The 24,926-nt window shown below is 37.8% G+C and carries 20 protein-coding genes; all 20 read left to right on the forward strand.

Annotated features, from left to right (window positions below; all coding sequences use genetic code 11):
• Positions 1-171: 171 nt before the first annotated feature.
• Positions 172-1,167: a phosphate acyltransferase PlsX gene (gene plsX / locus E8M05_RS00340; RefSeq protein ID WP_280521831.1), complete on the forward strand. Its 996-nt coding sequence runs from the start codon at positions 172-174 to the stop codon at positions 1,165-1,167.
• A gap of 16 nt (positions 1,168-1,183) precedes the next feature.
• Entirely contained in the window at positions 1,184-1,426 is a 243-nt protein-coding gene (locus tag E8M05_RS00345) for an acyl carrier protein (protein WP_003062793.1), read from the forward strand.
• 123 nt (positions 1,427-1,549) lie between these two features.
• The gene (gene purC, locus E8M05_RS00350; RefSeq protein WP_041974149.1) at positions 1,550-2,260 is read left to right on the forward strand and encodes a phosphoribosylaminoimidazolesuccinocarboxamide synthase; all 711 of its coding nucleotides are present in this window, start codon (positions 1,550-1,552) and stop codon (positions 2,258-2,260) included.
• Between the two features lie 51 nt (positions 2,261-2,311).
• The gene (locus E8M05_RS00355) at positions 2,312-6,037 is read left to right on the forward strand and encodes a phosphoribosylformylglycinamidine synthase (protein WP_048791390.1); all 3,726 of its coding nucleotides are present in this window, start codon (positions 2,312-2,314) and stop codon (positions 6,035-6,037) included.
• 168 nt (positions 6,038-6,205) lie between these two features.
• Complete coding sequence (gene purF, locus E8M05_RS00360; protein ID WP_003062799.1) at positions 6,206-7,669, forward strand: amidophosphoribosyltransferase; 1,464 nt, start codon at positions 6,206-6,208, stop codon at positions 7,667-7,669.
• A gap of 43 nt (positions 7,670-7,712) precedes the next feature.
• Positions 7,713-8,732, forward strand: coding sequence for a phosphoribosylformylglycinamidine cyclo-ligase (gene purM, locus E8M05_RS00365; RefSeq protein ID WP_013851392.1), 1,020 nt, complete (start codon positions 7,713-7,715; stop codon positions 8,730-8,732).
• A complete protein-coding gene (purN, locus tag E8M05_RS00370; protein ID WP_003062803.1) occupies positions 8,732-9,283 on the forward strand; it encodes a phosphoribosylglycinamide formyltransferase in 552 nt (183 codons plus the stop codon). Before purM ends, purN begins: the two co-directional genes overlap by 1 nt.
• Positions 9,284-9,503: 220 nt before the next feature.
• Entirely contained in the window at positions 9,504-11,051 is a 1,548-nt protein-coding gene (gene purH, locus E8M05_RS00380; protein WP_048791389.1) for a bifunctional phosphoribosylaminoimidazolecarboxamide formyltransferase/IMP cyclohydrolase, read from the forward strand.
• Between the two features lie 868 nt (positions 11,052-11,919).
• Positions 11,920-13,182 (forward strand): phosphoribosylamine--glycine ligase, encoded by a 1,263-nt coding sequence (gene purD, locus E8M05_RS00385; RefSeq protein WP_003062809.1) that lies wholly within the window; start codon positions 11,920-11,922, stop codon positions 13,180-13,182.
• Positions 13,172-13,621 carry a 2-thiouracil desulfurase family protein gene (locus tag E8M05_RS00390; RefSeq protein ID WP_003062811.1) on the forward strand — a complete coding sequence of 150 codons (450 nt, stop codon included), beginning with the start codon at positions 13,172-13,174 and terminating at the stop codon, positions 13,619-13,621. Before purD ends, E8M05_RS00390 begins: the two co-directional genes overlap by 11 nt.
• Positions 13,621-14,109, forward strand: coding sequence for a 5-(carboxyamino)imidazole ribonucleotide mutase (gene purE, locus E8M05_RS00395; RefSeq protein WP_003062813.1), 489 nt, complete (start codon positions 13,621-13,623; stop codon positions 14,107-14,109). The genes E8M05_RS00390 and purE overlap by 1 nt, the downstream gene beginning before the upstream one ends.
• Entirely contained in the window at positions 14,096-15,187 is a 1,092-nt protein-coding gene (gene purK, locus E8M05_RS00400; RefSeq protein ID WP_003062815.1) for a 5-(carboxyamino)imidazole ribonucleotide synthase, read from the forward strand. The genes purE and purK overlap by 14 nt, the downstream gene beginning before the upstream one ends.
• Before the next feature lie 19 nt (positions 15,188-15,206).
• Positions 15,207-15,431, forward strand: coding sequence for a hypothetical protein (locus E8M05_RS00405; protein ID WP_003062817.1), 225 nt, complete (start codon positions 15,207-15,209; stop codon positions 15,429-15,431).
• An 89-nt stretch (positions 15,432-15,520) separates the two neighbouring features.
• The gene (purB, locus tag E8M05_RS00410; RefSeq protein WP_003062820.1) at positions 15,521-16,819 is read left to right on the forward strand and encodes an adenylosuccinate lyase; all 1,299 of its coding nucleotides are present in this window, start codon (positions 15,521-15,523) and stop codon (positions 16,817-16,819) included.
• A 151-nt stretch (positions 16,820-16,970) separates the two neighbouring features.
• The gene (locus tag E8M05_RS00415; RefSeq protein ID WP_003062822.1) at positions 16,971-17,870 is read left to right on the forward strand and encodes a helix-turn-helix domain-containing protein; all 900 of its coding nucleotides are present in this window, start codon (positions 16,971-16,973) and stop codon (positions 17,868-17,870) included.
• A 1,043-nt stretch (positions 17,871-18,913) separates the two neighbouring features.
• On the forward strand, positions 18,914-19,345 hold the full coding sequence (locus tag E8M05_RS00425) for a low molecular weight protein-tyrosine-phosphatase (protein ID WP_003062824.1): 432 nt from the start codon (positions 18,914-18,916) through the stop codon (positions 19,343-19,345).
• Positions 19,346-19,364: 19 nt separating this feature from the next.
• The gene (locus E8M05_RS00430) at positions 19,365-19,745 is read left to right on the forward strand and encodes an MORN repeat-containing protein (RefSeq protein ID WP_048791387.1); all 381 of its coding nucleotides are present in this window, start codon (positions 19,365-19,367) and stop codon (positions 19,743-19,745) included.
• On the forward strand, positions 19,742-21,535 hold the full coding sequence (locus E8M05_RS00435) for an acyltransferase family protein (RefSeq protein WP_003062827.1): 1,794 nt from the start codon (positions 19,742-19,744) through the stop codon (positions 21,533-21,535). Before E8M05_RS00430 ends, E8M05_RS00435 begins: the two co-directional genes overlap by 4 nt.
• A gap of 781 nt (positions 21,536-22,316) precedes the next feature.
• Positions 22,317-23,270, forward strand: a complete 954-nt coding sequence (locus E8M05_RS00445) for an IS30 family transposase (protein WP_003067143.1) — start codon at positions 22,317-22,319, stop codon at positions 23,268-23,270.
• Positions 23,271-23,399: 129 nt separating this feature from the next.
• The gene (gene thrC / locus E8M05_RS00450) at positions 23,400-24,884 is read left to right on the forward strand and encodes a threonine synthase (protein WP_003062829.1); all 1,485 of its coding nucleotides are present in this window, start codon (positions 23,400-23,402) and stop codon (positions 24,882-24,884) included.
• Positions 24,885-24,926 lie beyond the last annotated feature (42 nt).

Here is a 24,926-nt window from a genome sequence, read left to right on the forward strand (position 1 = left end):
TGGTTGTTAGTGCTGTTTGATTTGTAGAGTGAGCACTAACAGCTTTTTATTTAGAGGTGTGTCATTGAGAAGATATCTTTTTGAAAAGGTATTGTGATATTTTCTGGAACTGAAAAAAATTGGGAATCATGCTATAATGAAGTGATAATGTTTTGTGAGGAAAAAATTGATATGACAAAAATTGCTGTTGATGCTATGGGTGGCGACAATGCCCCTAAAGCTATTATCGAAGGAGTTAATCGTGCGTTAGCAGAATTCTCAGATATTGAAATTCAACTTTATGGAGATGAATCTAAGATAAAAGAGTATTTGACTGCAACAGAGCGTGTTTCAATTATTCATACAGAAGAAAAAATTAATTCAGATGATGAACCAGCTAAAGCTATTCGTCGTAAGAAGAAAGCTAGCATGGTACTTGGGGCTAATGCTGTAAAAGAAGGGACAGCAGACGCTGTCATTTCAGCAGGGAATACAGGTGCGCTCCTTGCGGCAGGACTGTTCGTTGTTGGGCGTATTAAAGGTATTGACCGTCCAGGGCTTATGTCCACTTTGCCAACACTTGATGGTAGAGGGTATGATATGTTGGACCTTGGGGCTAATGCTGAGAATACCCCTAAACATTTACATCAGTATGCTATTTTAGGGTCGTTTTATGCAAAGAATGTTCGTGATATTGCTAAGCCACGTGTTGGTTTGCTTAATAACGGAACTGAGGCAACGAAAGGTGATCCACTTCATAAAGAAGCTTATGCGCTATTAGCAGAAGATGCTTCTTTGAACTTTGTCGGAAATGTTGAAGCGCGTGATTTGATGAATGGTGTTGCAGACGTTGTGGTATCGGATGGTTTCACGGGAAACGCTGTCTTAAAAACAATGGAAGGAACTGCCCTTAACATCATGGGAGGTTTGAAATCTTCTATTAAATCAGGTGGTTTGAAAGCAAAATTGGGAGCCCTTCTTTTGAAGGAGAGTTTATATCAATTAAAAGATACCATGGACTATTCAAGTGCAGGTGGTGCAGTTCTTTTTGGGCTTAAAGCGCCTATTGTGAAATGTCATGGTTCAAGCGATGCGCAAGCTGTTTACTATACAATCAGACAAGTTCGTACAATGTTAGAAACGAATGTGGTTGGTCAATTAGTAGAAACTTTCACACCAAAGGATTAAATAAGGGGAGGAAGAGATGACAAAAGAGGCTATTTTTGAAAGGATTTGTTTCATCATTAAGGAGCAATTGCATAAACCAGAGTTAAACATTACTCAAACGACAACTTTACATGATGATTTGGGAGTTGATTCGATTACCCTAACGGAATTTATTATCAATTTAGAAGATGAGTTTCATTTGGAAATTCCTGACGAAGATGTTGAAAATATGAAATGTATGGGAGAAATGATGGAATATTTCTATAATCGCGTAAATTAAGCAAAAACGTTCGCTAATTTCGAACGTTTTTATTTTTATTTTGTTTAAAAGTCTGCTAAATGTTGAAATTGGTAACATCATGTGTTAAAATTTAGTAGAATAAAAGCGAAAGGCGAACAAAATATGTCACGACAACTTATTTATACGGGAAAAGCAAAAGATATTTACACTACATCAGAAGATGAGAATTTGATTATTTCAGTCTATAAAGACCAAGCGACAATGCTTAATGGTGCTCGTAAAGAGACTATTAAAGGTAAAGGCATTCTTAATAATCAAATCTCATCTTTAATTTTTACGAAATTGAATGAAGCAGGTGTGGCGACTCACTTTGTTAAACAATTGTCAGAAACCGAACAATTAAATAAAAAAGTTGATATTGTTCCACTTGAAGTTGTTTTGCGTAATGTTACTGCTGGTTCATTCTCAAAACGCTTTGGTGTTGAAGAAGGAATCAAATTAGATACTCCAATCGTTGAATTTTACTACAAAAATGATGATTTGGATGACCCATTTATCAATGATGAACACGTAAAATTCCTTGGTATTGCAAGTGATGAAGATATTGCTTATATTAAAGCAGAAACACGTCGTATTAATGACCTTTTGAAAGATTGGTTCATCCAAATTGGTCTTAATTTGATTGATTTCAAATTGGAATTTGGTAAAGACAAAGATGGCAAAATTATTCTTGCGGATGAATTTTCACCAGATAACTGCCGTCTTTGGGATGCTGAAGGTCATCACATGGATAAAGATGTTTTCCGTCGTGATTTAGGTAGTTTGACAGATGTTTACGAAGTTGTCCTTGAAAAACTCAAAGGGCTTAACTAAAAACTGTGATTTCTAATTAAGTAGAAAGAAGAATTCTAAAAAGGGTAAAAAATGAATAAACGAATTTTCGTTGAGAAAAAATCAAATTTTAACATTAAGGCTCAGGCGCTTGTTAAAGAACTCAAACACAATCTTCAATTAACAAGTTTGACTGATTTACGCATTATTCAAGTTTACGATGTTTTTAATTTGGCAGATTCGCTTTTCGAACGTGCTGAAAAACACATTTTTTCTGAACAAGTAACGGATAATATTTTGGCTGAGAGTGATGTGGTTGCTGAACTTTCTAACTATGCTTTCTTTGCTATTGAATCACTTCCAGGTCAATTTGACCAACGTGCAGCGTCATCACAAGAAGCATTGCTTCTTCTTGGCAGCAGTAATGATGTAACAGTTAATACGGCTCAACTTTATCTTGTTAACAAGGATATTGATACTGCTGAACTTGATGCAGTTAAGAACTATCTTCTTAATCCAGTAGATTCTCGTTTTAAAGATATTACAACAGGAATTGCGCCACAAGCATTTTCAGAATCAGACAAAACGATTCCAAATCTTGATTTCTTCAAGACTTATACAGCGGCTGAATTTGCTGATTATAAAGCTGAACAAGGTTTGGCGATGGAAGTTGATGACCTTGTCTTTATCCAAGAGTACTTCAAATCAATTGGACGCGTGCCAACGGAAACAGAATTGAAAGTTTTGGATACTTATTGGTCAGACCACTGCCGCCACACAACTTTCGAAACTGAGCTTAAACATATTGATTTCTCAGCGTCTAAATTTCAAAAACAATTACAGGCAACTTATGATAAATATATTGCTATGCGTGATGAACTTGGACGTTCTGAAAAGCCACAAACATTGATGGACATGGCGACAATCTTTGGTCGTTATGAACGTGCGAATGGTCGCTTGGACGATATGGAAGTATCAGACGAAATTAACGCATGTTCTGTTGAAATTGAAGTTGATGTGAACGGTGTTAAAGAACCATGGCTTTTGATGTTCAAGAATGAAACACACAATCACCCAACGGAAATTGAACCATTTGGTGGTGCCGCAACGTGTATCGGTGGTGCAATCCGCGACCCATTGTCAGGACGTTCTTATGTTTATCAAGCAATGCGTATTTCAGGTGCTGGTGATATTACAACACCAATTTCAGAAACACGTCTTGGTAAATTGCCACAACAAGTGATTTCTAAAACAGCGGCACATGGTTATTCTTCATATGGTAACCAAATCGGTCTTGCCACAACTTATGTTAAAGAATATTTCCACCCAGGCTTTGTCGCTAAACGTATGGAACTCGGTGCCGTTGTCGGTGCAGCTCCTAAAGGAAATGTTGTTCGTGAGAAACCAGAAGCTGGTGACGTGGTTATTCTTCTCGGTGGTAAAACTGGTCGTGACGGTGTCGGTGGTGCAACTGGTTCATCTAAAGTTCAAACGGTTGAATCTGTTGAAACAGCTGGTGCAGAAGTACAAAAAGGGAATGCCATTGAAGAACGTAAAATTCAACGTCTTTTCCGTAATGGTAATGTGACTCGCCTCATTAAAAAATCAAACGACTTTGGTGCTGGTGGTGTCTGTGTGGCAATTGGTGAATTAGCTGACGGTCTCGAAATTGACCTTAACAAAGTGCCTTTGAAATACCAAGGACTTAATGGAACTGAAATTGCCATTTCTGAATCACAAGAACGTATGGCTGTTGTGGTTCGTCCGAAAGATGTTGAGGTTTTCGTGGCAGAATGTCATAAAGAAAATATTGACGCGGTAGTGGTTGCCACAGTTACTGAAAAACCAAATCTTGTTATGACTTGGAATGGTCAAACAATCGTTGATATTGAACGTCGTTTCCTTGATACAAACGGTGTGCGCGTGGTGGTTGATGCTAATGTTGTTGACAGTCAAGTTGACATGCCAGAACAACGTACCACTTCAGCTGCGACACTTGAATCTGATACTGTAAATGTTCTTTCTGACCTTAATCACGCTAGTCAAAAAGGTTTACAAACTATCTTTGATAGCTCTGTTGGTCGTTCAACGGTTAATCATCCGATTGGTGGTCGTTATCAAATCACACCAACAGAAAGTTCAGTTCAAAAACTTCCTGTTCAAAACGGTGTAACAACAACAACGTCAGTTATGGCACAAGGGTTCAACCCTTATATTGCTGAATGGTCACCATATCATGGTGCAGCTTATGCTGTTATCGAAGCAACAGCACGTTTGGTGGCAACAGGTGCGAATTGGTCTAAAGCACGCTTCTCTTATCAAGAATATTTCCAACGTATGGATAAACAAGCTGAACGCTTTGGACAACCAGTCTCAGCCCTTCTTGGGTCAATCGAAGCGCAATTGCAACTTGGTCTACCATCAATCGGTGGTAAAGACTCAATGTCTGGTACATTTGAAGAATTGACAGTACCACCAACATTGGTTGCTTTTGGTGTGACAACAGCTGAAAGTCGTAAGGTTCTTTCGCCAGAATTTAAAGCAGCTGATGAATACATTTACTACATTCCAGGGCAAGCTATTTCACAAGAGATTGATTTTGATTTGATTAAAGCTAATTTTGCTAAATTTGAAACAATTCAAAAAGCACACCATATCACATCAGCTTCAGCTGTTAAATATGGTGGTGTGATTGAAAGCTTGGCACTTGCAGCTTTTGGTAACCATATCGGAGCTAAAGTAGAATTGGCAGAGCTTGCAACTAGCTTGACAGCACAACTCGGTGGTTTTATCTTTACATCTACTGAAGAAATTGCTGAAGTTAGCAAAATCGGTGAAACAACAGCTGACTTTACACTTGCTGTCAATGGTGTCAACCTTGCAGGAGATAAACTTTTGTCAGCCTTTGAGGGCAAACTTGAAGATGTTTATCCAACTGAATTTGAACAAAGTACAAAACTTGAAGATGTTCCAGCAGTTGTTTCAGATGCAGTGATTAAAGCAAGTGAAAAAGTTGCTGAACCATTGGTTTACATCCCAGTATTCCCTGGTACAAACTCAGAGTACGATTCAGCTAAAGCCTTTGAACAAGCAGGTGCAAAAGTTAACTTGGTACCATTTGTAACACTTGATGAAGCAGCTATTGAAGCATCTGTTGACACAATGGTTGACAATATCAGTAAAGCTAACATCATCTTCTTTGCAGGTGGTTTCTCAGCTGCTGATGAACCAGACGGTTCGGCTAAATTCATTGTCAATATCTTGTTGAACCAAAAAGTCCGCGCAGCTATTGACAGCTTTATTGAAAAAGGTGGTCTTATTATCGGTATCTGTAATGGATTCCAAGCCCTTGTGAAATCAGGTCTGCTTCCATACGGTAACTTTGAAGATGCGACTGAAACAAGTCCAACTCTTTTCTACAATGATGCTAATCAACACGTGGCGAAAATGGTTGAAACACGTATTGCCAATACGAATTCACCGTGGCTTGCAGGTGTTGAAGTGGGTGACGTTCATGCTATTCCAGTATCACATGGTGAAGGTAAATTCGTCGTAACAGATGAAGAATTTGCAGAACTTCGTGATAATGGACAAATCTTCAGCCAATACGTTGACTTTGACGGTAAACCAAGTATGGATTCTAAATACAATCCAAATGGCTCAGTAAATGCGATTGAAGGTATCACAAGCAAGAACGGTCAAATCATTGGTAAAATGGGACATTCAGAACGTTACGAAGACGGTCTTTTCCAAAATATTCCAGGAAATAAAGACCAACACTTGTTCCGTAGCGCTGTTGAATATTTTACTAAAGGGTAATACTATTTTTAAAAATATATTTTATAGAAATGACATGACTGCGATTGCGTCTTGAAATTCTAAATACAAATACATAGGCAAGAGAGCTGAGGCTTGTCTCAGCCTCTTTTGTCAACTTATCAAAAGGAGAAAAAAATCCTTATAATTTAGTTCTAGGTAATAAAAATAATGACATACGAAGTTAAATCTCTAAATGAAGAATGTGGTGTTTTTGGGATTTGGGGGCACCCTCAAGCAGCTCAAGTGACTTATTTTGGACTCCACAGTCTTCAACACCGCGGTCAAGAAGGTGCTGGTATCGTCACAAACGATAACGGCAAACTTCTTCAACACCGTAATACTGGTCTTCTTTCAGAAGTATTTAAAAATCCTGCTGATTTGGAAAAATTAACAGGAACTGCAGCTATTGGTCATGTTCGCTATGCGACTGCTGGCTCTGCGTCTATTAATAATATTCAACCATTTCTTTACAACTTTACAGACGAGCAATTTGGGCTTTGTCACAATGGTAATTTGACAAATGCAGTATCATTGAAAAAAGAATTGGAAGACCAAGGGGCGATTTTTAATGCCTCATCTGATACTGAAATTCTAATGCATTTGATTCGTCGTAGCCATAATCCTGAGTTTATCGGTAAAGTTAAAGAAGCGTTGAACACTGTCAAAGGTGGCTTTGCTTATCTTTTGATGACAGAAGATAAATTGATTGCTGCGCTTGACCCAAATGGTTTTCGTCCGTTATCAATTGGGCAAATGGCAAATGGTGCTTGGGTAGTATCAAGCGAAACGTGTGCCTTTGAAGTGGTTGGTGCTAAATGGGTTCGTGATGTAAAACCAGGAGAACTTGTTATCATTGATGACAATGGTATTCAGTATGACACTTACACAAATGATACACAGCTTGCTATCTGTTCAATGGAATATATCTATTTTGCACGTCCTGACAGTGATATTTATGGTGTCAATGTTCACACGGCTCGTAAAAATATGGGGAAACGTTTGGCACAGGAATTTCAACATGAAGCTGATATTGTTGTTGGTGTACCGAATTCATCACTTTCAGCAGCGATGGGTTTTGCTGAAGAATCAGGTCTCCCAAATGAAATGGGCTTGGTGAAAAATCAGTACACACAACGTACTTTCATTCAACCGACACAAGAGTTGCGTGAGCAAGGTGTTCGCATGAAGCTCTCAGCCGTATCTGGTGTTGTTAAAGGTAAGCGCGTGGTCATGGTTGATGATTCTATCGTGCGTGGAACTACATCACGCCGTATCGTTCGTTTGCTTCGTGAAGCTGGTGCGACAGAAGTTCATGTGGCAATCGGTAGTCCAGAATTGAAATACCCATGTTTCTACGGTATCGATATTCAAAATCGTCGTGAATTGATTTCAGCTAACCACACTAAAGATGAAGTTTGTGAGATTATCGGTGCTGATAGCTTGACTTACTTGTCAATTGACGGTTTGATTGAATCAATCGGTCTTGATACAGATGCGCCTAATGGTGGTTTGTGTGTGGCTTACTTTGACGGTAAGTATCCAACACCACTTTACGATTACGAAGAACCTTACCTCAAGAGCTTAGAAGAAAAAACAAGCTTCTATATTCATGAAGTTAATGAAAATAAATAGAACTTTTAATAGCTCTGCTATTTCCCAAAAGGAGAAAAATATTATGACAAAAAATGCTTATGCTCAATCTGGTGTTGATGTTGAAGCGGGTTATGAAGTTGTTGCACGTATCAAAAAACATGTTGCGCGTACTGAACGTGCAGGTGTTATGGGAGCTCTTGGTGGCTTTGGTGGTATGTTCGACCTTACAAAAACTGGTGTGAAAGAACCTGTTTTGATTTCAGGAACTGATGGTGTGGGAACAAAACTTATGCTTGCCATTAAATACGATAAACACGATACAATCGGTCAAGACTGTGTTGCCATGTGTGTTAATGACATCATTGCAGCTGGTGCGGAACCACTTTACTTCCTAGATTACATTGCAACTGGTAAAAATGAACCTGCAAAACTTGAACAAGTCGTTGCAGGTGTTGCTGAAGGTTGTGTTCAATCTGGCGCAGCTCTTATCGGTGGTGAAACTGCTGAGATGCCTGGTATGTATGGTGAAGATGATTATGATTTGGCTGGTTTTGCAGTAGGTGTTGCTGAAAAATCACAAATCATTGATGGTTCAAAAGTTTCTGATGGTGATCTTCTTCTTGGACTTGCTTCAAGTGGGATTCACTCAAATGGTTATTCACTTGTCCGTCGTGTTTTTGCTGATTACACAGGTGAAGAAGTGCTTCCTGAACTTGAAGGCAAAAAATTAAAAGAAGTTCTTCTTGAACCAACACGTATCTACGTTAAAGCGGTGCTTCCACTTATCAAAGAAGAATTGGTTAACGGTATTGCTCACATTACTGGTGGTGGTTTTATTGAAAATGTCCCACGTATGTTTGCGGATGATTTAGCTGCTGAAATCGAAGAAGATAAAGTTCCTGTTCTTCCAATTTTCAAAGCTCTTGAAAAATACGGTAACATCAACCACGAAGAAATGTTTGAAATCTTCAACATGGGTATTGGTTTGATGTTGGCAGTTAGCCCTGATAAGGTCGAGCGCGTGAAAGAATTGCTTGACGAACCAGTTTACGAACTTGGTCGTATTGTTAAAAAAGCTGATGCAAGTGTGGTGATTAAATAATGAAAAAAATCGCAGTTTTTGCGAGTGGTAATGGGTCAAATTTTCAAGTCATTGCGGAGCAATTTCCAGTTGAATTTGTCTTTTCAGACCACCGAGATGCATATGTCTTAGAACGTGCAGAAAAACTCGGTGTGACAGCTCATGCTTTTGAGCTCAAAGAATTTGACAATAAAGTAGCTTACGAAGAGGCTATTGTTACTTTGCTTGAAAAATATGATATTGATTTGATTTGCCTAGCTGGTTATATGAAGATTGTTGGTCCGACTTTACTAGCAGCTTACGAAGGTCGTATCATTAATATTCACCCAGCTTATCTGCCAGAATTTCCAGGTGCTCATGGTATTGATGATGCTTGGGAAGCAGGTGTTGACCAGTCTGGTGTTACTATTCACTGGGTTGACAATGGCGTTGACACGGGAAAAGTGATTAAACAAGTCCGTGTGCCTCGTCTGGCTGATGATACCATTGACAGTTTTGAAGCTCGTATTCATGAAAATGAGTATAAACTCTACCCAGAAGTTTTAGAGAGCTTAGGAGTTGAGAAAAAGTAGTCAGCGCATTTGATAGCATATCTATTGGCATGCTAGTTTATTAGGAGGTTATGATGAAAAAGATTTTGGTGTTTATATTAACTTTTATTGTCGTTGCCTTTATAGTAAATGTACTATTTGATAATCTTGAAAATCCATGCGTCTTAGTTTAGCTATGCTATCAGGCTTATTGCTGGCATTATGATTGACTGGTTTATTTTTTATAGAAAGTAGGACTGAAATGACAAAACGTGCACTAATTAGTGTTTCTGATAAAGCGGGCATTGTTGAATTTGCTCAAGAATTGAAAAAACTTGGTTGGGATATTATCTCGACTGGTGGAACAAAAGTTGCGCTTGATAAAGCAGGTGTTGACACTATCGCGATTGATGATGTGACTGGCTTCCCAGAAATGATGGACGGTCGTGTGAAAACACTTCATCCAAATATTCATGGTGGTCTTTTGGCTCGTCGTGACCTTGACAGCCACCTTCAAGCTGCAAAAGATAACCACATTGAATTGATTGATCTTGTTGTGGTTAACCTTTACCCATTCAAAGAAACAATCTTGAAACCAGAAGTGACTTACGCTGATGCGGTTGAAAATATTGATATCGGTGGTCCTTCAATGCTTCGCTCTGCTGCTAAAAACCATGCTAGTGTAACAGTTGTCGTTGATCCAGCTGACTACGCTGTTGTTTTAGATGAATTGTCAGCTAATGGTGACACAAGCTTTGAAATTCGTCAACGTTTGGCAGCAAAAGTTTTCCGTCATACAGCAGCTTATGATGCTTTAATTGCAGAATATTTCACAAAACAAGTTGGTGAAACAAAACCTGAAAAACTCACAATCACTTACGATTTGAAACAACCAATGCGTTATGGTGAAAATCCTCAACAAGACGCTGATTTCTATCAAAAAGCTTTGCCAACAGATTATTCAATTGCTTCTGCTAAGCAATTGAATGGTAAAGAATTGTCATTTAACAACATCCGCGACGCTGACGCTGCAATCCGCATTATCCGTGACTTCAAAGACCGTCCGACTGTTGTTGCCCTTAAACACATGAACCCGTGTGGTATCGGACAAGCTGATGATATTGAAACAGCTTGGGACTATGCTTATGAATCAGACCCAGTTTCAATCTTTGGTGGAATTGTTGTACTTAACCGTGAAGTTGACGCCGCAACAGCTAAGAAAATGCACGCTATCTTCCTTGAAATCATCATTGCACCAAGTTATTCAGAAGAAGCCCTTGAAATCTTGACAACTAAGAAGAAAAACTTGCGTATTCTTCAATTGCCATTTGAAGCTCAAGAGGCTAGCCAAGTTGAAAAAGAATACACTGGTGTTGTCGGTGGGCTTTTGGTTCAAAACCAAGATGTTGTCGAAGAAAATCCAGCTGATTGGAAAGTTGTAACAAAACGTCAACCAAACGACCAAGAAAAAACAGCGCTTGAATTTGCTTGGAAAGCTATCAAATACGTGAAATCTAACGGTATCATTGTGACAAATGACCACATGACACTTGGGGTTGGTCCTGGTCAAACAAACCGTGTAGCTTCTGTTCGTATCGCTCTTGACCAAGCCAAAGACCGTCTTGACGGTGCTGTTCTTGCTAGTGATGCCTTCTTCCCATTTGCGGATAACGTTGAAGAAATTGCTGCAGCAGGCGTGAAAGCAATTATCCAACCTGGCGGTTCAGTCCGTGATCAAGAATCTATCGATATGGCTGATAAATACGGCATTTCCATGGTATTTACAGGTGTTCGTCACTTCCGTCATTAAGATTAAGAGGTATTAATATAATAGCAAGTACCTTAGCCAAATTGGTTGAGGTGCTTTTTAAGTTTTCTGAAAGAAAATTTTCAGTCTCTCTTAAGCAAACAAACCTATACTAGAGACACTCCTAAATAAACTTTTTTTCATACCCCTGCAAATCCTAATCTATTTTAGATTGGGATTTTTTTCTACCAATGAAGTAAGTGAAAATATAACAGATATTCCTGTGTAAGCATGACCAAAAGGAATGATTTGTGCCTAAAATATTTGAAGACAGCAAGAATAGACACCTGTAACCTTGAAAAAGTGATTAAAGTATAACCATGAATTTGAATTTTTTATCCGTTAATAGGAATGGCTACCCAGAGTTTATTGTATTGATATCAATTTCAAAAATTGTCCTTTAATATTTAATATCATTCTCTGTCATGAATGATTCCTAGTTTTAGTGATTTCATTTTCAATCCTTGACATATAGCATCATACAGCACTAAGATTTTACAAGATGTCACTACTTTATCATTTTTGAAAATGAAAAAAGTAGTGCAGAGTAGCTCTGTCGAACTTTTCCTCACTAAGCCAAAAACATCTTGTTTGATGTCATTAACGAGTTTGTTGGTTGCTTCTAGCTTATACAAATTCGCAAAAGAAGAGATTATTTTGAAATAATTAAAAAACAAGGATTTGATTGTGGTTCTTTCACAAAATAGTTTCCTGTTTTTTATAAAATTTTACAAACTTGTTATATGGATTTTGATAATTTCCGAACAAATATGTTATAATGTTTTTATATAATTCGTAAAATATATTTTGCGTACTTTGTTGAGTTTGGAGCTTAGGCTCTTGTGATGTTTGTATTGAGGTATTTTTACTTATGAAACTTTTAGTTGTTGGCTCTGGTGGGCGCGAGCACGCTATTGCTAAGAAGCTGTTGGAATCTCCTCAAGTGAATCAGGTTTTTGTAGCACCTGGTAATGATGGCATGACACTTGATGGACTTGATTTGGTAAATATCGGTATTACCGAACATTCTAAGCTGATTGATTTTGCGAAAGCTAATGATATTGCTTGGACATTTATCGGACCTGATGATGCTTTGGCTACAGGAATCGTTGATGATTTTAATGCTGCTGGTTTGAAAGCATTTGGACCAAGTAAAGCAGCTGCAGAGCTTGAATGGTCTAAAGATTTTGCTAAATCAATCATGGCTAAATACCATGTTCCAACAGCTGCTTACGGCACTTTCTCAGATTTTGAGCAAGCAAAGAGCTATATTGAAGAACACGGTGCACCAATTGTTGTTAAGGCTGACGGTTTGGCGCTTGGTAAAGGTGTTGTCGTTGCCGAAACAGTAGAACAAGCGATCGAAGCGGCGCATGAAATGTTGCTTGATAATAAATTTGGTGATTCTGGTGCGCGTGTGGTCATTGAAGAATTTCTTGATGGTGAAGAATTTTCATTATTTGCCTTTGTTAATGGTGATAAATTCTATATCATGCCAACTGCACAAGACCACAAACGTGCTTTTGATGACGATAAAGGTCCTAATACTGGTGGTATGGGAGCTTATGCACCAGTTCCACATTTGCCACAAAGTGTTGTTGACACAGCTGTAGAAACAATTGTGAAGCCAGTTCTTAATGGTATGATTGCGGAAGGGCGTCCATATCTTGGTGTTCTTTATGCAGGACTTATTTTGACAGCTGATGGTCCAAAAGTTATCGAATTTAACTCACGTTTTGGTGACCCTGAAACCCAAGTTATCTTACCACGTTTGACATCTGATTTTGCTCAAAATATCACTGACATTTTAGATGGCAAAGCTCCAGAAATCACTTGGACAGACAAAGGGGTCACTCTTGGTGTTGTTGTGGCTTCAGAAGGTTATCCAGTTGCTTATGAAAAAGGTGTCCGCCTTCCAGAGAAAACGTCAGGTGATATTATCACTTATTATGCAGGTGCTAAATTTGCTGATGATAAAGCACTTCTTTCAAATGGTGGTCGGGTTTACATGTTGGTAACAACTAAGGAAGATGTTAAATCAGCACAAGATGCTATCTATGCTGAACTTGCAACTCAAGACACAACAGGTCTTTTCTATCGAAACGATATCGGAAGCAAAGCTATTGGACGTTAAACCAAAATGTATTTTAGTCAGCGCTTGTCTTTTGGGCGAAAGATGTAAGTATAACGGAGGTCATAATTACAATCAAGCCCTTGTAGATTATGTTGTTGACAAAGATGTGATAGCTGTTTGTCCAGAAGTGTTAGCAGGTTTGCCTACACCACGAGAACCAGTTGAATTGCGTGACGGTCGTGTTGTTGATGTTGCTGGTAATTGTTATGATGAGATGTTTGAAAAGGGCATTAAGCGTTGTCTAGATGAAATGGCTGGAAAGTCAATTGATTTAGCAATTTTACAATCACGCAGTCCGTCATGTGGTGTTAATCAAGTCTATGATGGAAACTTTTCTGGACAAAAAGTGGCAGGTAGTGGGCTCTTTGCTCAAAAATTAAAAGAACTTGGCTATCATGTTGTTGATGTTGAAGATATAAAACAATTGGAAGGAAAATAATGAAACCATTAATTTCAGTTATCATGGGTAGTAAATCTGATTGGGCTACCATGAAAAAAACAGCAGAGGTACTTGATCAATTTGGTGTGGCGTATGAAAAGAAAGTTGTTTCTGCGCACCGTACACCAGATTTGATGTTTAAACACGCCGAAGAAGCACGAGGGCGTGGTATTAAGGTGATTATTGCTGGTGCTGGTGGTGCTGCTCATTTGCCTGGTATGGTCGCAGCTAAAACAACACTTCCAGTTATTGGTGTTCCTGTGAAATCACGCGCGCTTAGCGGACTGGATTCGCTTTATTCAATCGTTCAAATGCCTGGCGGAGTGCCTGTGGCAACTATGGCTATCGGAGAGTCAGGAGCAACTAATGCTGCCCTAACAGCTCTTCGTATTTTGGCAATTGAAGATACTGAATTGGCAGAAAAACTAGAAAACTATGCACTTGAACAAGGTAAAGTTGCGGAGGCTTCAACAGATGAACTCGACTAAAACAATCGGTATTATCGGTGGTGGACAACTTGGGCAAATGATGGCTATTTCAGCTATCTATATGGGGCATAAAGTGGTTACTTTGGACCCCGCAGCAGATTGCCCAGCTTCACGTGTGAGTGATATGATTGTGGCACCTTACGATGATGTTGAAGCTATGCGTGAACTAGCAAAACGCTGCGATGTGCTCACTTATGAGTTTGAAAATGTTGATGCGGATGCTTTGGATGTGGTTGTCAAGGAAGGGCAATTACCGCAAGGAACTGATTTGCTTCGTATTTCGCAAAACCGTATCTTTGAAAAAGACTTTCTAGCTAAAACAGCAGGTGTGAAAGTAGCACCGTACAAGGTCGTCACATCAAGTCTTGACCTTGAGGATATTGATTTATCTAAGAAATACGTTTTAAAAACAGCAACTGGCGGTTATGATGGTCATGGTCAAATCGTGATTAAATCAGTTGAAAACTTAGCTGACGCTAACAAATTAGCCAATTCTTGCGAATGTGTTTTGGAAGAATTTGTGAATTTTGACCTTGAAATTTCAGTGATTGTTTCAGGAAATGGCAAGGATATGACCGTTTTTCCAGTACAAGAAAATATTCATCGCAATAATATCTTATCTAAAACAATTGTACCAGCTCGCATTTCTGATGAACTTGCTCAAAAAGCGCAGGCTATGGCTGTTCAAATCGCTGAAAAACTGGAATTATCTGGTACACTTTGTGTCGAAATGTTTGCGACACCTGATGATATCATCATCAATGAAATTGCACCACGTCCCCATAATTCAGGACACTATTCAATTGAAGCCTGTGATTTTTCACAATTTGACACACATATTTTGGGAATTCTCGGCTTGCCACTTCCAAGAATTTACCTCCATCAACCAGCTGTTATGCTGAATGTTCTTGGGCAACACATGGAAAAAGCACAAGCTTATGTGCAAGAAAATCCTAGCGCTCACCTCCACCTTTATGGTAAACTAGAGGCAAAACATAACCGCAAAATGGGACACATTACTTTGTTTAGTGATGAACCAGATACCATTGCGGAAATGGGGGAAGGAATGGATTTTTAAAGTGTTAATCGGAGGAAATATGCTGAAAATCATTGTTCATGCTTATATTGATAATGCTGAGAAAGCTATCGTTGAAGACGTTTTTGCTTCTTCTGATAAGTCTCGTATTTCTGAAAAAATGGCAGAGCTGACAAATAAGTACCTCAATGATTACCTTGCTGTTTATGATTTACCACTTGATACAGATTTAACAACTTTACCTCACTATCCATCTGTTGAAATTGGTAAGGAAGATTTTAATTAATTGTGTTAGTTATTTTATTGATATAACTAAAAAAAGGAAAGGAGCTAGGGTGTTAACCGTATTCACTTAACGCCCTTAATATCTTAAACATGATCGATCGTTATTCACGCCCTGAGATGGCGGCAATTTGGAGTGAAGAAAACAAATACAAAGCTTGGCTTGAAGTTGAAATTTTGGCTGACGAAGCTTGGGCTGAACTGGGAGAAATTCCTAAAGAGGATGTCGCTAAAATCCGTGCCAATGCAAGCTTTGACGTTGACCGTATTTTAGAAATTGAACAACAAACACGTCACGACGTTGTGGCATTCACTCGTGCAGTTTCTGAAAGTCTTGGGCAAGAACGTAAATGGGTGCACTATGGCTTGACATCAACTGACGTTGTTGATACAGCTTATGGTTACCTTTACAAACAAGCTAATGAAATCATCCGCAAAGATTTGCATAATTTCCTTGAAATCATTGCTAACAAAGCTAAAGAACATAAATTTACAATCATGATGGGACGTACTCACGGTGTCCATGCTGAGCCAACTACCTTTGGTTTGAAATTGGCAACTTGGTACAGTGAAATGAAACGTAACATCGAACGTTTTGAACACGCTGCTGCTGGTGTTGAAGCTGGTAAAATCTCAGGTGCTGTTGGTAACTTCGCTAACATTCCACCATTTGTTGAAGCTTATGTGTGTGAAAAACTTGGTATTCGTGCACAAGAAATTTCAACACAAGTTCTTCCGCGTGACCTTCATGCAGAATACTTTGCAGTTCTTGCTAGCATTGCAACATCAATTGAACGTATGGCAACTGAAATCCGTGGTCTGCAAAAATCTGAACAACGTGAAGTTGAAGAATTTTTCGCTAAGGGGCAAAAAGGTAGCTCAGCTATGCCTCACAAACGCAATCCAATCGGTTCAGAAAATATGACAGGTCTTGCACGTGTTGTTCGTGGTCATATGGTAACAGCTTACGAAAATGTGTCACTTTGGCATGAACGTGATATCTCTCACTCATCTGCTGAACGTATTATCTCACCAGATACTACAATCCTTATTGATTACATGCTTAACCGTTTTGGCAATATCGTGAAAAATTTGACTGTTTTCCCAGAAAACATGATTCGCAACATGGGGTCTACTTTTGGTCTTATTTTCAGCCAACGTGTAATGCTTAAATTGATTGAAAAAGGAATGACACGTGAACAAGCTTATGACCTTGTTCAACCTAAGACAGCTTATTCTTGGGATAACCAAGTTGACTTCAAACCACTTCTTGAAGCTGATGAAGAAGTTACTTCACGTTTAACACAAGAAGAAATCGATGAATTGTTCAATCCATCATACTACACTAAACGTGTTGATGAGATCTTTAACCGTATCGGTTTAGGAGATTAAAGTAATAGAATGTCTGAGACTATTTGTCTCAGACATTTTTTATGTATTTTTGTCAGAAAATTCGATATTTTTAAAGAAATTATTTTGTCAAGGGCTGAGGATATATGCTAAAATATGAAGTGTATACTTTTTTTGCTGATAGGAGATTAAGTTGGAAAAGTTTGGGATTAAAGTACGTGCATTAAGAGAGAAAAAGGGAATTTCACGTGAGGAATTCTGTGGTGATGAAACAGAATTGTCTGTGAGACAGCTAGCTAGAATTGAAAAAGGACAATCTGTCCCGACTCTTAATAAGGTGGGATATATTGCAAAAGTATTGGGAGTAACCATTGGTGAGTTAACTGATGGTAAAAATTTAGAACTTTCCACTAGGTATAAGGAGTTAAAGTATTTATTATTACGAACACCGACCTATGGGGATGAGGAACGTCTTAAGAGACAAACTTCATATTTTGATGAAATTTCGGAAAAGTACTATGAAGTTATACCTGAAGAAGAACGTTTAATTATTGATTGTTTACAATCGAAGCTTGATGTTCATTTCAGTGATGATGTTAATTTTGGTGAAGGAATTTTAAATGATTACTTTGACCAAGTTATACGAAAGAAGAACTTTCAAATTAATGATTTAGTTTTGATAGATTTATATTTTGCTTGCCTTGCTTCTGCTAAATCGTTTGTGGGAATCTATAGCTTAGATTTGTATGATAAATTAATGGAGTGTTTACTAGATCAAGAAAATCTTTCACCAGAAACTTCTTTGATTTTAAATAATGTTTTGTTAAATAATGTAGATTTGGTTTTACGATTCCATAGAGAATCTTTTATGAAACGAATTATTATAAAAAGTGACACTATCATGACAAGTGTTCATGATTTTCAAAGACGTCCAGTTTTAAGTTTAGTTGAGTGGAAATATTATTTACAATTTAAAAAAGATTTTTTAGCGGCACAAAAATCTTACTCCAATGCTATTTTATTTGCTAACTTAATTGGAGATACTTATTTGGAAAATAAGTTAATAGAAGAATGGAATAATGACACAACATGACATTTTTGTCATGTTGTTTTCTTGTAAGTTTCGTTAAAATAAACTCATAAATTATCAGAAAGGTTGGAATGGATAAATGCTAAATATTTTCTCAATTGTCCTAACTGGTTGGTGGGGGGTATAATTTCTTAGCTAAACAGTTCGTTAAAAGTTTTGGTTTTGTCCTCATAATATAAACAGAACTTATATTATGAGGATGAAGAGTTTGCAGAAGGAATTCGTCATCCTTAGGTTTTAACTGCCATAGGAAATTAGTTTACTCGGCAGACTGAAAATGATGAATGTCACCGAACTACCCAATGATATTTGAAGCCATTATTCTGGGAATGGGGCTAGATTAAGTATTTCGTATGGCTTATCTGCATTTAGAAGCCTAATATAAAAGAGATTACAAAAATCGGCAAGCAATATTTTGTAGCAAAAGATGAATATAAACAATTTAGGTGTAGTGACAAAATTATTGAAATATATTCAAGTCAGGAAGTTAAAAATTGTTTCGTAGAATTTGAGGTGCCCTTGAATAACATCAACGCCTTTATAGCGGGTCGTAAATTGGAATATAATGAATAGTCTGGATAACATTCGTTGGATTTAGAGCAGTTCATTAGGGCTGATATTGGGACTCAGTAAAATAAAGAGTTATTAAATCTTCTGTATCAGTTAGTTTAATCAGCAAACAAATTGAAGACACTTGAAATATCTATGAAAACTGTGTTTGGGAGATGTCAAAGCCAATCTATACTAAAGATACTCCTAGATAAACTTTTTTCTATCTCCTTGCAATCCTGATCTATTTCAGATTGTTTTTTTGTGAAACGATTTTAGAGATAAAAAAGAAAGAACCCCGCTAGCGGAGCACTTTCAGGAGATTATGAAAAAGAAAAGTTTTAGGATTGATTATATTGTAAATCGGGTGTCTTAATTTTTTCTTAAAAATAAAAATAGAAGTTAGAGTATTTGTCGTGTGATAAGGCTCTATTTTTTGTTATAATGTATAAAAGAAGTTTTTAATAAATGAGTTATTGGCTACGTAGGGAGAGAAAATGAAAAAAGTATGTTTTGTTTGTCTAGGAAATATTTGTCGTAGTCCAATGGCTGAATTTGTGATGAAAGATTTATCTGGTACTGAAAGTTGGCTTATTGAAAGCCGTGCAACTTCTGGCTGGGAACATGGTAATCCCATTCATCATGGAACGCAAAGTATTTTTAAAAAGCATAACATTAGTTATGACAGGCACAAGTCATCTCAACAGATTTCGCGCAAAGATTTCTATGATTTTGATGTTATTATTGGTATGGATGCGGAAAATGTTGCAGATTTGAAACATATGTCACAAGGAAAGTATGATGACAAAATCTTTCTTTTTGTAAAAGGTGGTGTACCAGATCCTTGGTTTACAGGTGATTTTGATGCGACCTATGATTTGGTTAAGTGTGGTTGTGAACAATGGCTAACGCGGCTAAAAAATTCTTAAAAAGAGAAGTTGAGCAAAAATGAAAAAAATAAAAATAACCCGAGGGCGCATAGAGCTCTTAACGGTTTTGATTCTTATCATCTGTGGTTTATCCGTTTTTACGCTATCAATGAAATCTAAAACAACGTTAACCTACGACAATGGTAAAATAACCTACACAGGCTATGTTGTTAATCATCGTATGAATGGTCAGGGAAAATTGACTTATGAGAATGGTGATACCTATGAAGGTAATTTTGTGGATGGTGTTTTTGAAGGTCAAGGAACTTTTACCTCAAATTCTGGTTGGACATATCAAGGAGAATTTAAAAATGGTCAGCCAGACGGTCAAGGAACTTTGACAGCGCAAAATGGAGAGATATATACAGGAACCTTTAAACAGGGGATTTTTCAAAAATGAGAATAAAATGGTTTTCAATGGTTAGGGTGACGGGGCTCTTGCTCGTTTTGCTCTATCATTTCTTTAAAACGGCTTTTCCAGGCGGTTTTATTGGTGTTGATATTTTCTTTACATTTTCAGGATATTTGATTACGGCTTTACTGATTGATGAATATGCGAAAAACAAGAAAATTGATCTTTTAGGCTTTTACAAGAGGCGTTTTTATCGTATTGTGCCTCCGTTGGTGTTGATGATTCTTATCATTATGCCGTTTACTTACTTGGTACGCAAAGACTACGTGGCAAGTATTGGTAGTCAAATTGCGGCAGCGGTAGGATTTACAACGAATTTTTATGAAATTATCACAGGCGGTAATTACGAAACGCAATTTATCCCACATCTCTTTGTTCATACATGGAGTTTGGCAATTGAGATGCATTTTTATTTGATTTGGGGATTTTTGGTTTGGTTTTTAGGAAAACATCGCGATAATGTAGCAAAATTCCGTAGTTTGATTTTTGCAGTTTCTGCAGCATTTTTTACTGGAAGTTTCCTATCAATGTTTATTCGAGCGTTTTTTGTTGACAACGTTTCGACAATTTACTTTTCATCTTTGTCCCACAGTTTCCCGTTTTTCTTAGGAGCCATGATGGCAACGATGACAGGAATTCGAGAAACAACGGCACGTTTCAAAAAGAATGTTCGTCTCTGGTCAACAAAACGCAGTATTTTGACAATGCTGCTCAGCTTTGTTTTGTTGCTACTGTTGACATTTGCTTTGAAATTTGACCAACGAATCACGTATTTGTTTGGCTTTGTATTAGCAAGTTTATTTACAACGGTGATGATTTATGCGGCGCGTGTGCTAAATGACCAAACGCCTAATGCCACAGAGCCCGCTATTATCAACTATTTGGCAGATGTTAGTTATGGTGTTTATCTTTTCCATTGGCCATTTTACATTATCTTCACGCAACTAATGTCAAATGGTTTAGCGGTATTTGTAACGGTTATCTTTTCATTGATATTTTCAACGCTGTCTTATTATGTGTTGGAGCCGTTTCTTGCTGGCAAGCCTGTCAAATTGCTTGGCTTAAATTTGGATTTACATCCTTATCAAAAATGGCTTTATGGTGGAGGAGTTTTGTTTGGCTTGGTGACAATTGTGACCATTATCATTTCTCCAGCTGTTGGTGATTTTGAGACAAGTCTTTTGGTGAATTCGCTCCAGCAAGCACAGACTAATTTGAATCGGACACATACTGTAACTGCTGGGGATGCAACGGCTTTAAGTGATGTTACTGTCATTGGAGATTCCGTAGCTCTTCGCTCAAGTGCTTCATTTTCAAGCTTACTTCCAGATGCTCAAGTGGATGCTGCGGTTAGCCGAAGCTTTGATGATGCTTTTGAGATTTTCCAAAATGAAATTTCAAGCGGAACATTATCGCAAACAACAGTTCTTGCGGTGGGGGTTAATTCGCTAGATAATTACCAAGAAGATTTGCAGCAGTTTATTGATGCTCTGCCAGATGGCTATCGTTTGATTATTGTGACACCTTACAATGCTAATAATGAAGCTCAAGTCAAAGAAGTTCGTGATTATGAGCTGACTTTGGCTGATACTTATAATTATGTTACGGTGGCAGATTGGTATAAAGCAGCAACTAAACACCCAGAAATCTGGAGTGGTACTGATGGCGTGCATTACAGTGATAGTGATACGACTGGTGCAGACCTTTATGTAAAAACGATTCAAAAAGCAATTGAAAAATCCGCTAAAAATCCAGCCAAAGGAGAATCGGATTCTTAGTTTGTTTCAGAAACCAACTTCGGTTGGTTTTTTTGTTCAAAATGTCAATTTTTTATCATTTCATGTAAGAAATAATAACATCAAAAAAAGTTTTAAAAATACCTTTACAGCATAGGTTTGAAGCGTTATAATACAGGTGACATAAAACGTGAGAAGAAAGGAGAAAGAAAAGGTGGCTGATTTATTCTACGACGTCTTGGCAAGCGTCTGGATTTCTATTGCTGGTGTTGATTCACGTTGGGGAAGATAAGAAATTAGAGAGGCTGAGACAAAATTCTCAGCTTTTTTATATAGTTATTATTTACAAGATGCAGTAGTTGAGTGGGTTCTAATAAGCTTTTACAACCCTTTTGAAGTCGAGCTATGCTTGGCTTCATTTCCAACCTCAAAAGGTTCCCCAAACCTTTTTGATGTCAATCTTCACTTGACTCCTACCTCGAAAGAATCCCCAAATCTTTCGAGCCATGCGGAGGTGAGTTATCAAGGTTCGGGGAACCTTTATAATCAATCGGGAAATAAAACTTACGAAGTAAGTGTCAAAAACGGTCTGGGGATAGACCGTTTTAGATCAGCAACAAGAAATTAAGACTTGCTGAAAATCAAGTTTCTTTGAAACTACTGATTCGCTTTTTAATTTTTAGGCTCATGAATAAAATCTTCACTGGGGATTTTATTTGTCTCAGGAAAGTTCTAAAATGAAGTTAGCCACCTAAGGGTATCAAAAAACATCTCAGAGAGATATAATTGTAATCACCACAACAACAATTAGAAAGACTCTGAGATGCAAAACTATTATACACCAAAAAGTAAACATTTAACACTAACTGAACGTAGAATGATTGAACGTTGGCTTCAAGAAGGGCTCTCAAACCGTGAAATCGCTAGGAGATTAGCTAAAGCTCCTCAAACCATTCACAACGAAGTCAAACGTGGTCAGGTTAGACAACAAGTGCGTAAAGGAAAATTTGAAGTGATCTACTCAGCTGATTTTGCTCAAAAAGCCTATCAAAACAATCGCAAACGTTCTGTTAAACAAGTCTCCCTAACCAAGGGACTCAAAGAAAAGATAACTCACTACATCGAACAGAAATACTCTCCCGAGATGATGATAAAGTCAAAAGGGATACCTGTTCCCATCTCTACCATTTACTACTGGATTCATCATGGACACTTAGGATTGACCAAGGCTGATATGCTTTATCCTCGACAAGAGAAAGCTAAGAAAAAGCATGCTAGTCCCAATTTTAAGCCAGCTGGAAAGTCTATTGAGGAACGACCAGAAAGCATTAATAAGCGTGAGAATATCGGTGATTTTGAAATTGATACAGTTATTCAAACACGGGCAAAAAACGAGTGTCTGTTGACTCTAACCGATAGAAAGAGTCGTTATCAAATCATTCGACTCATTCCCGATAAGTCCGCGTTTTCAGTCAATCAAGCTCTGAAAGCAATCCTCAAGGATTATCAAATGAACTCTATCACAGCTGATAACGGGGCTGAGTTCAGTCGTTTAGCAGAAGTTTTTGACCCTACTCATATCTACTATGCCCACCCGTATTCTTCTTGGGAGCGTGGTACTAATGAGAATCATAATAGACTCATCCGGCGTTGGTTGCCTAAGGGAAGCAAAAATGCGACTCAACAACAAGTCGCATTTATTGAAAACTGGATTAACAACTATCCAAAGAAACTATTCAATTATAAATCTCCTAAAGAGTTTTTACAGACTGGCTAATTTGAACTTGAAATTTGGCTTTTATTTGTCTCACTCCCTTTTTTCGATAATTATCATAAATTTGTATAAATTTTCTGATAATTATGGTAAAATAGACAAAAGACTATCTATATATATGAGGAATTTGTGATGACGTTAATTTACCAATCAACTCGTGATGAAAATAACAAAGTAACTGCTAGTCAAGCTATCTTACAAGGATTGGCAACTGACGGTGGTTTATTTACCCCTGTCTCACTTCCAGAAGTGGCATTGGATTTTGAAACTTTAAAAGATGCTTCTTACCAAGAAGTGGCTAAGCTTGTATTGTCTGCATTTTTAGACGATTTCACAGAAGAAGAGTTGGCTTACTGTATTGATTCTGCTTACGATGCTAAATTTGATACACCAGAAATCGCACCGCTGGTTAAATTAGGTGACCAATATAATCTTGAACTTTTCCATGGGTCAACTATTGCGTTTAAAGACATGGCATTGTCAATCTTGCCATACCTTTTGACAACGTCAGCTAAAAAACAAGGCGTTGATAACAAAATCGTGATTTTGACAGCGACATCAGGTGATACTGGTAAAGCTGCAATGGCTGGTTTTGCAGATGTCCCAGGAACAGAAATCATTGTTTTCTATCCAAAAGACGGTGTCAGCAAAATTCAAGAGCTTCAGATGACAACACAAACTGGTGATAACACACACGTTGTAGCCATTACTGGTAACTTTGATGATGCGCAAACAGATGTAAAACGTATGTTTAACGACGTTGATTTGCGTGAAAAATTGCTTGCGCACAAGACACAATTTTCATCAGCGAACTCAATGAATGTTGGGCGTTTGGTACCACAAGTTGTTTATTATGTTTATGCTTATGTACAACTTGTTAAAGCTGGTCATATTAAAGCAGGCGACAAAGTAAACTTTACAGTTCCAACAGGAAACTTTGGTAACATTCTAGCAGCTTACTATGCAAGCCAAATTGGTGTCCCAGTTGGTAAATTAATCTGTGCTTCAAATGAAAACAAAGTTTTAACCGACTTCTTCACAACAGGGACTTATGATAAAAAACGTGAGTTTAAAGTCACAACAAGTCCTTCAATGGATATCTTGGTATCATCTAACTTAGAACGTTTGATTTTCCATTTGTTGGGAAATGATGCTGCTAAGACGAAAGCATTGATGGAACAATTGGTCTCAGAGGGCGAATACACACTTCCTGATGTTGACCAATCGATTCTTGATTTATTTGAAGCAGGCTATGCAACAGAAGTTGAAACGTCTGCTGAAATCAAACGTGTCTATGAAGCATCTGATTACATTGAGGACCCACATACGGCAGTTGCATCAGCTGTTTATCAAAAATACGCAGAGCGCACAGGTGATAAAACACCAACTGTGATTGCTTCAACAGCAAGTCCATATAAATTCCCACGTGTGGCAGTTGAAGCTGTTAGTGGACAAGCACCTGCAGATGATTTTGTTGCTGTTAAGGAACTTGAAAAATTATCAGGTGTTGCCATTCCAAAAGCTGTCAATGGACTTGAAACAGCTGAGGTTCGTCACAAAACGGTTGTGGCAACAGGTGATATGCAAAAAGCAGTTGAAAATTATTTAGGGCTTTAAATTTATAAAAGTAGAAGCTGAGGCTGGTTCTCAGCTTTTCTT

The organism is Streptococcus pasteurianus (assembly GCF_004843545.1).
In the GTDB taxonomy this organism is placed as follows: Bacteria; Bacillota; Bacilli; order Lactobacillales; family Streptococcaceae; genus Streptococcus; species Streptococcus pasteurianus.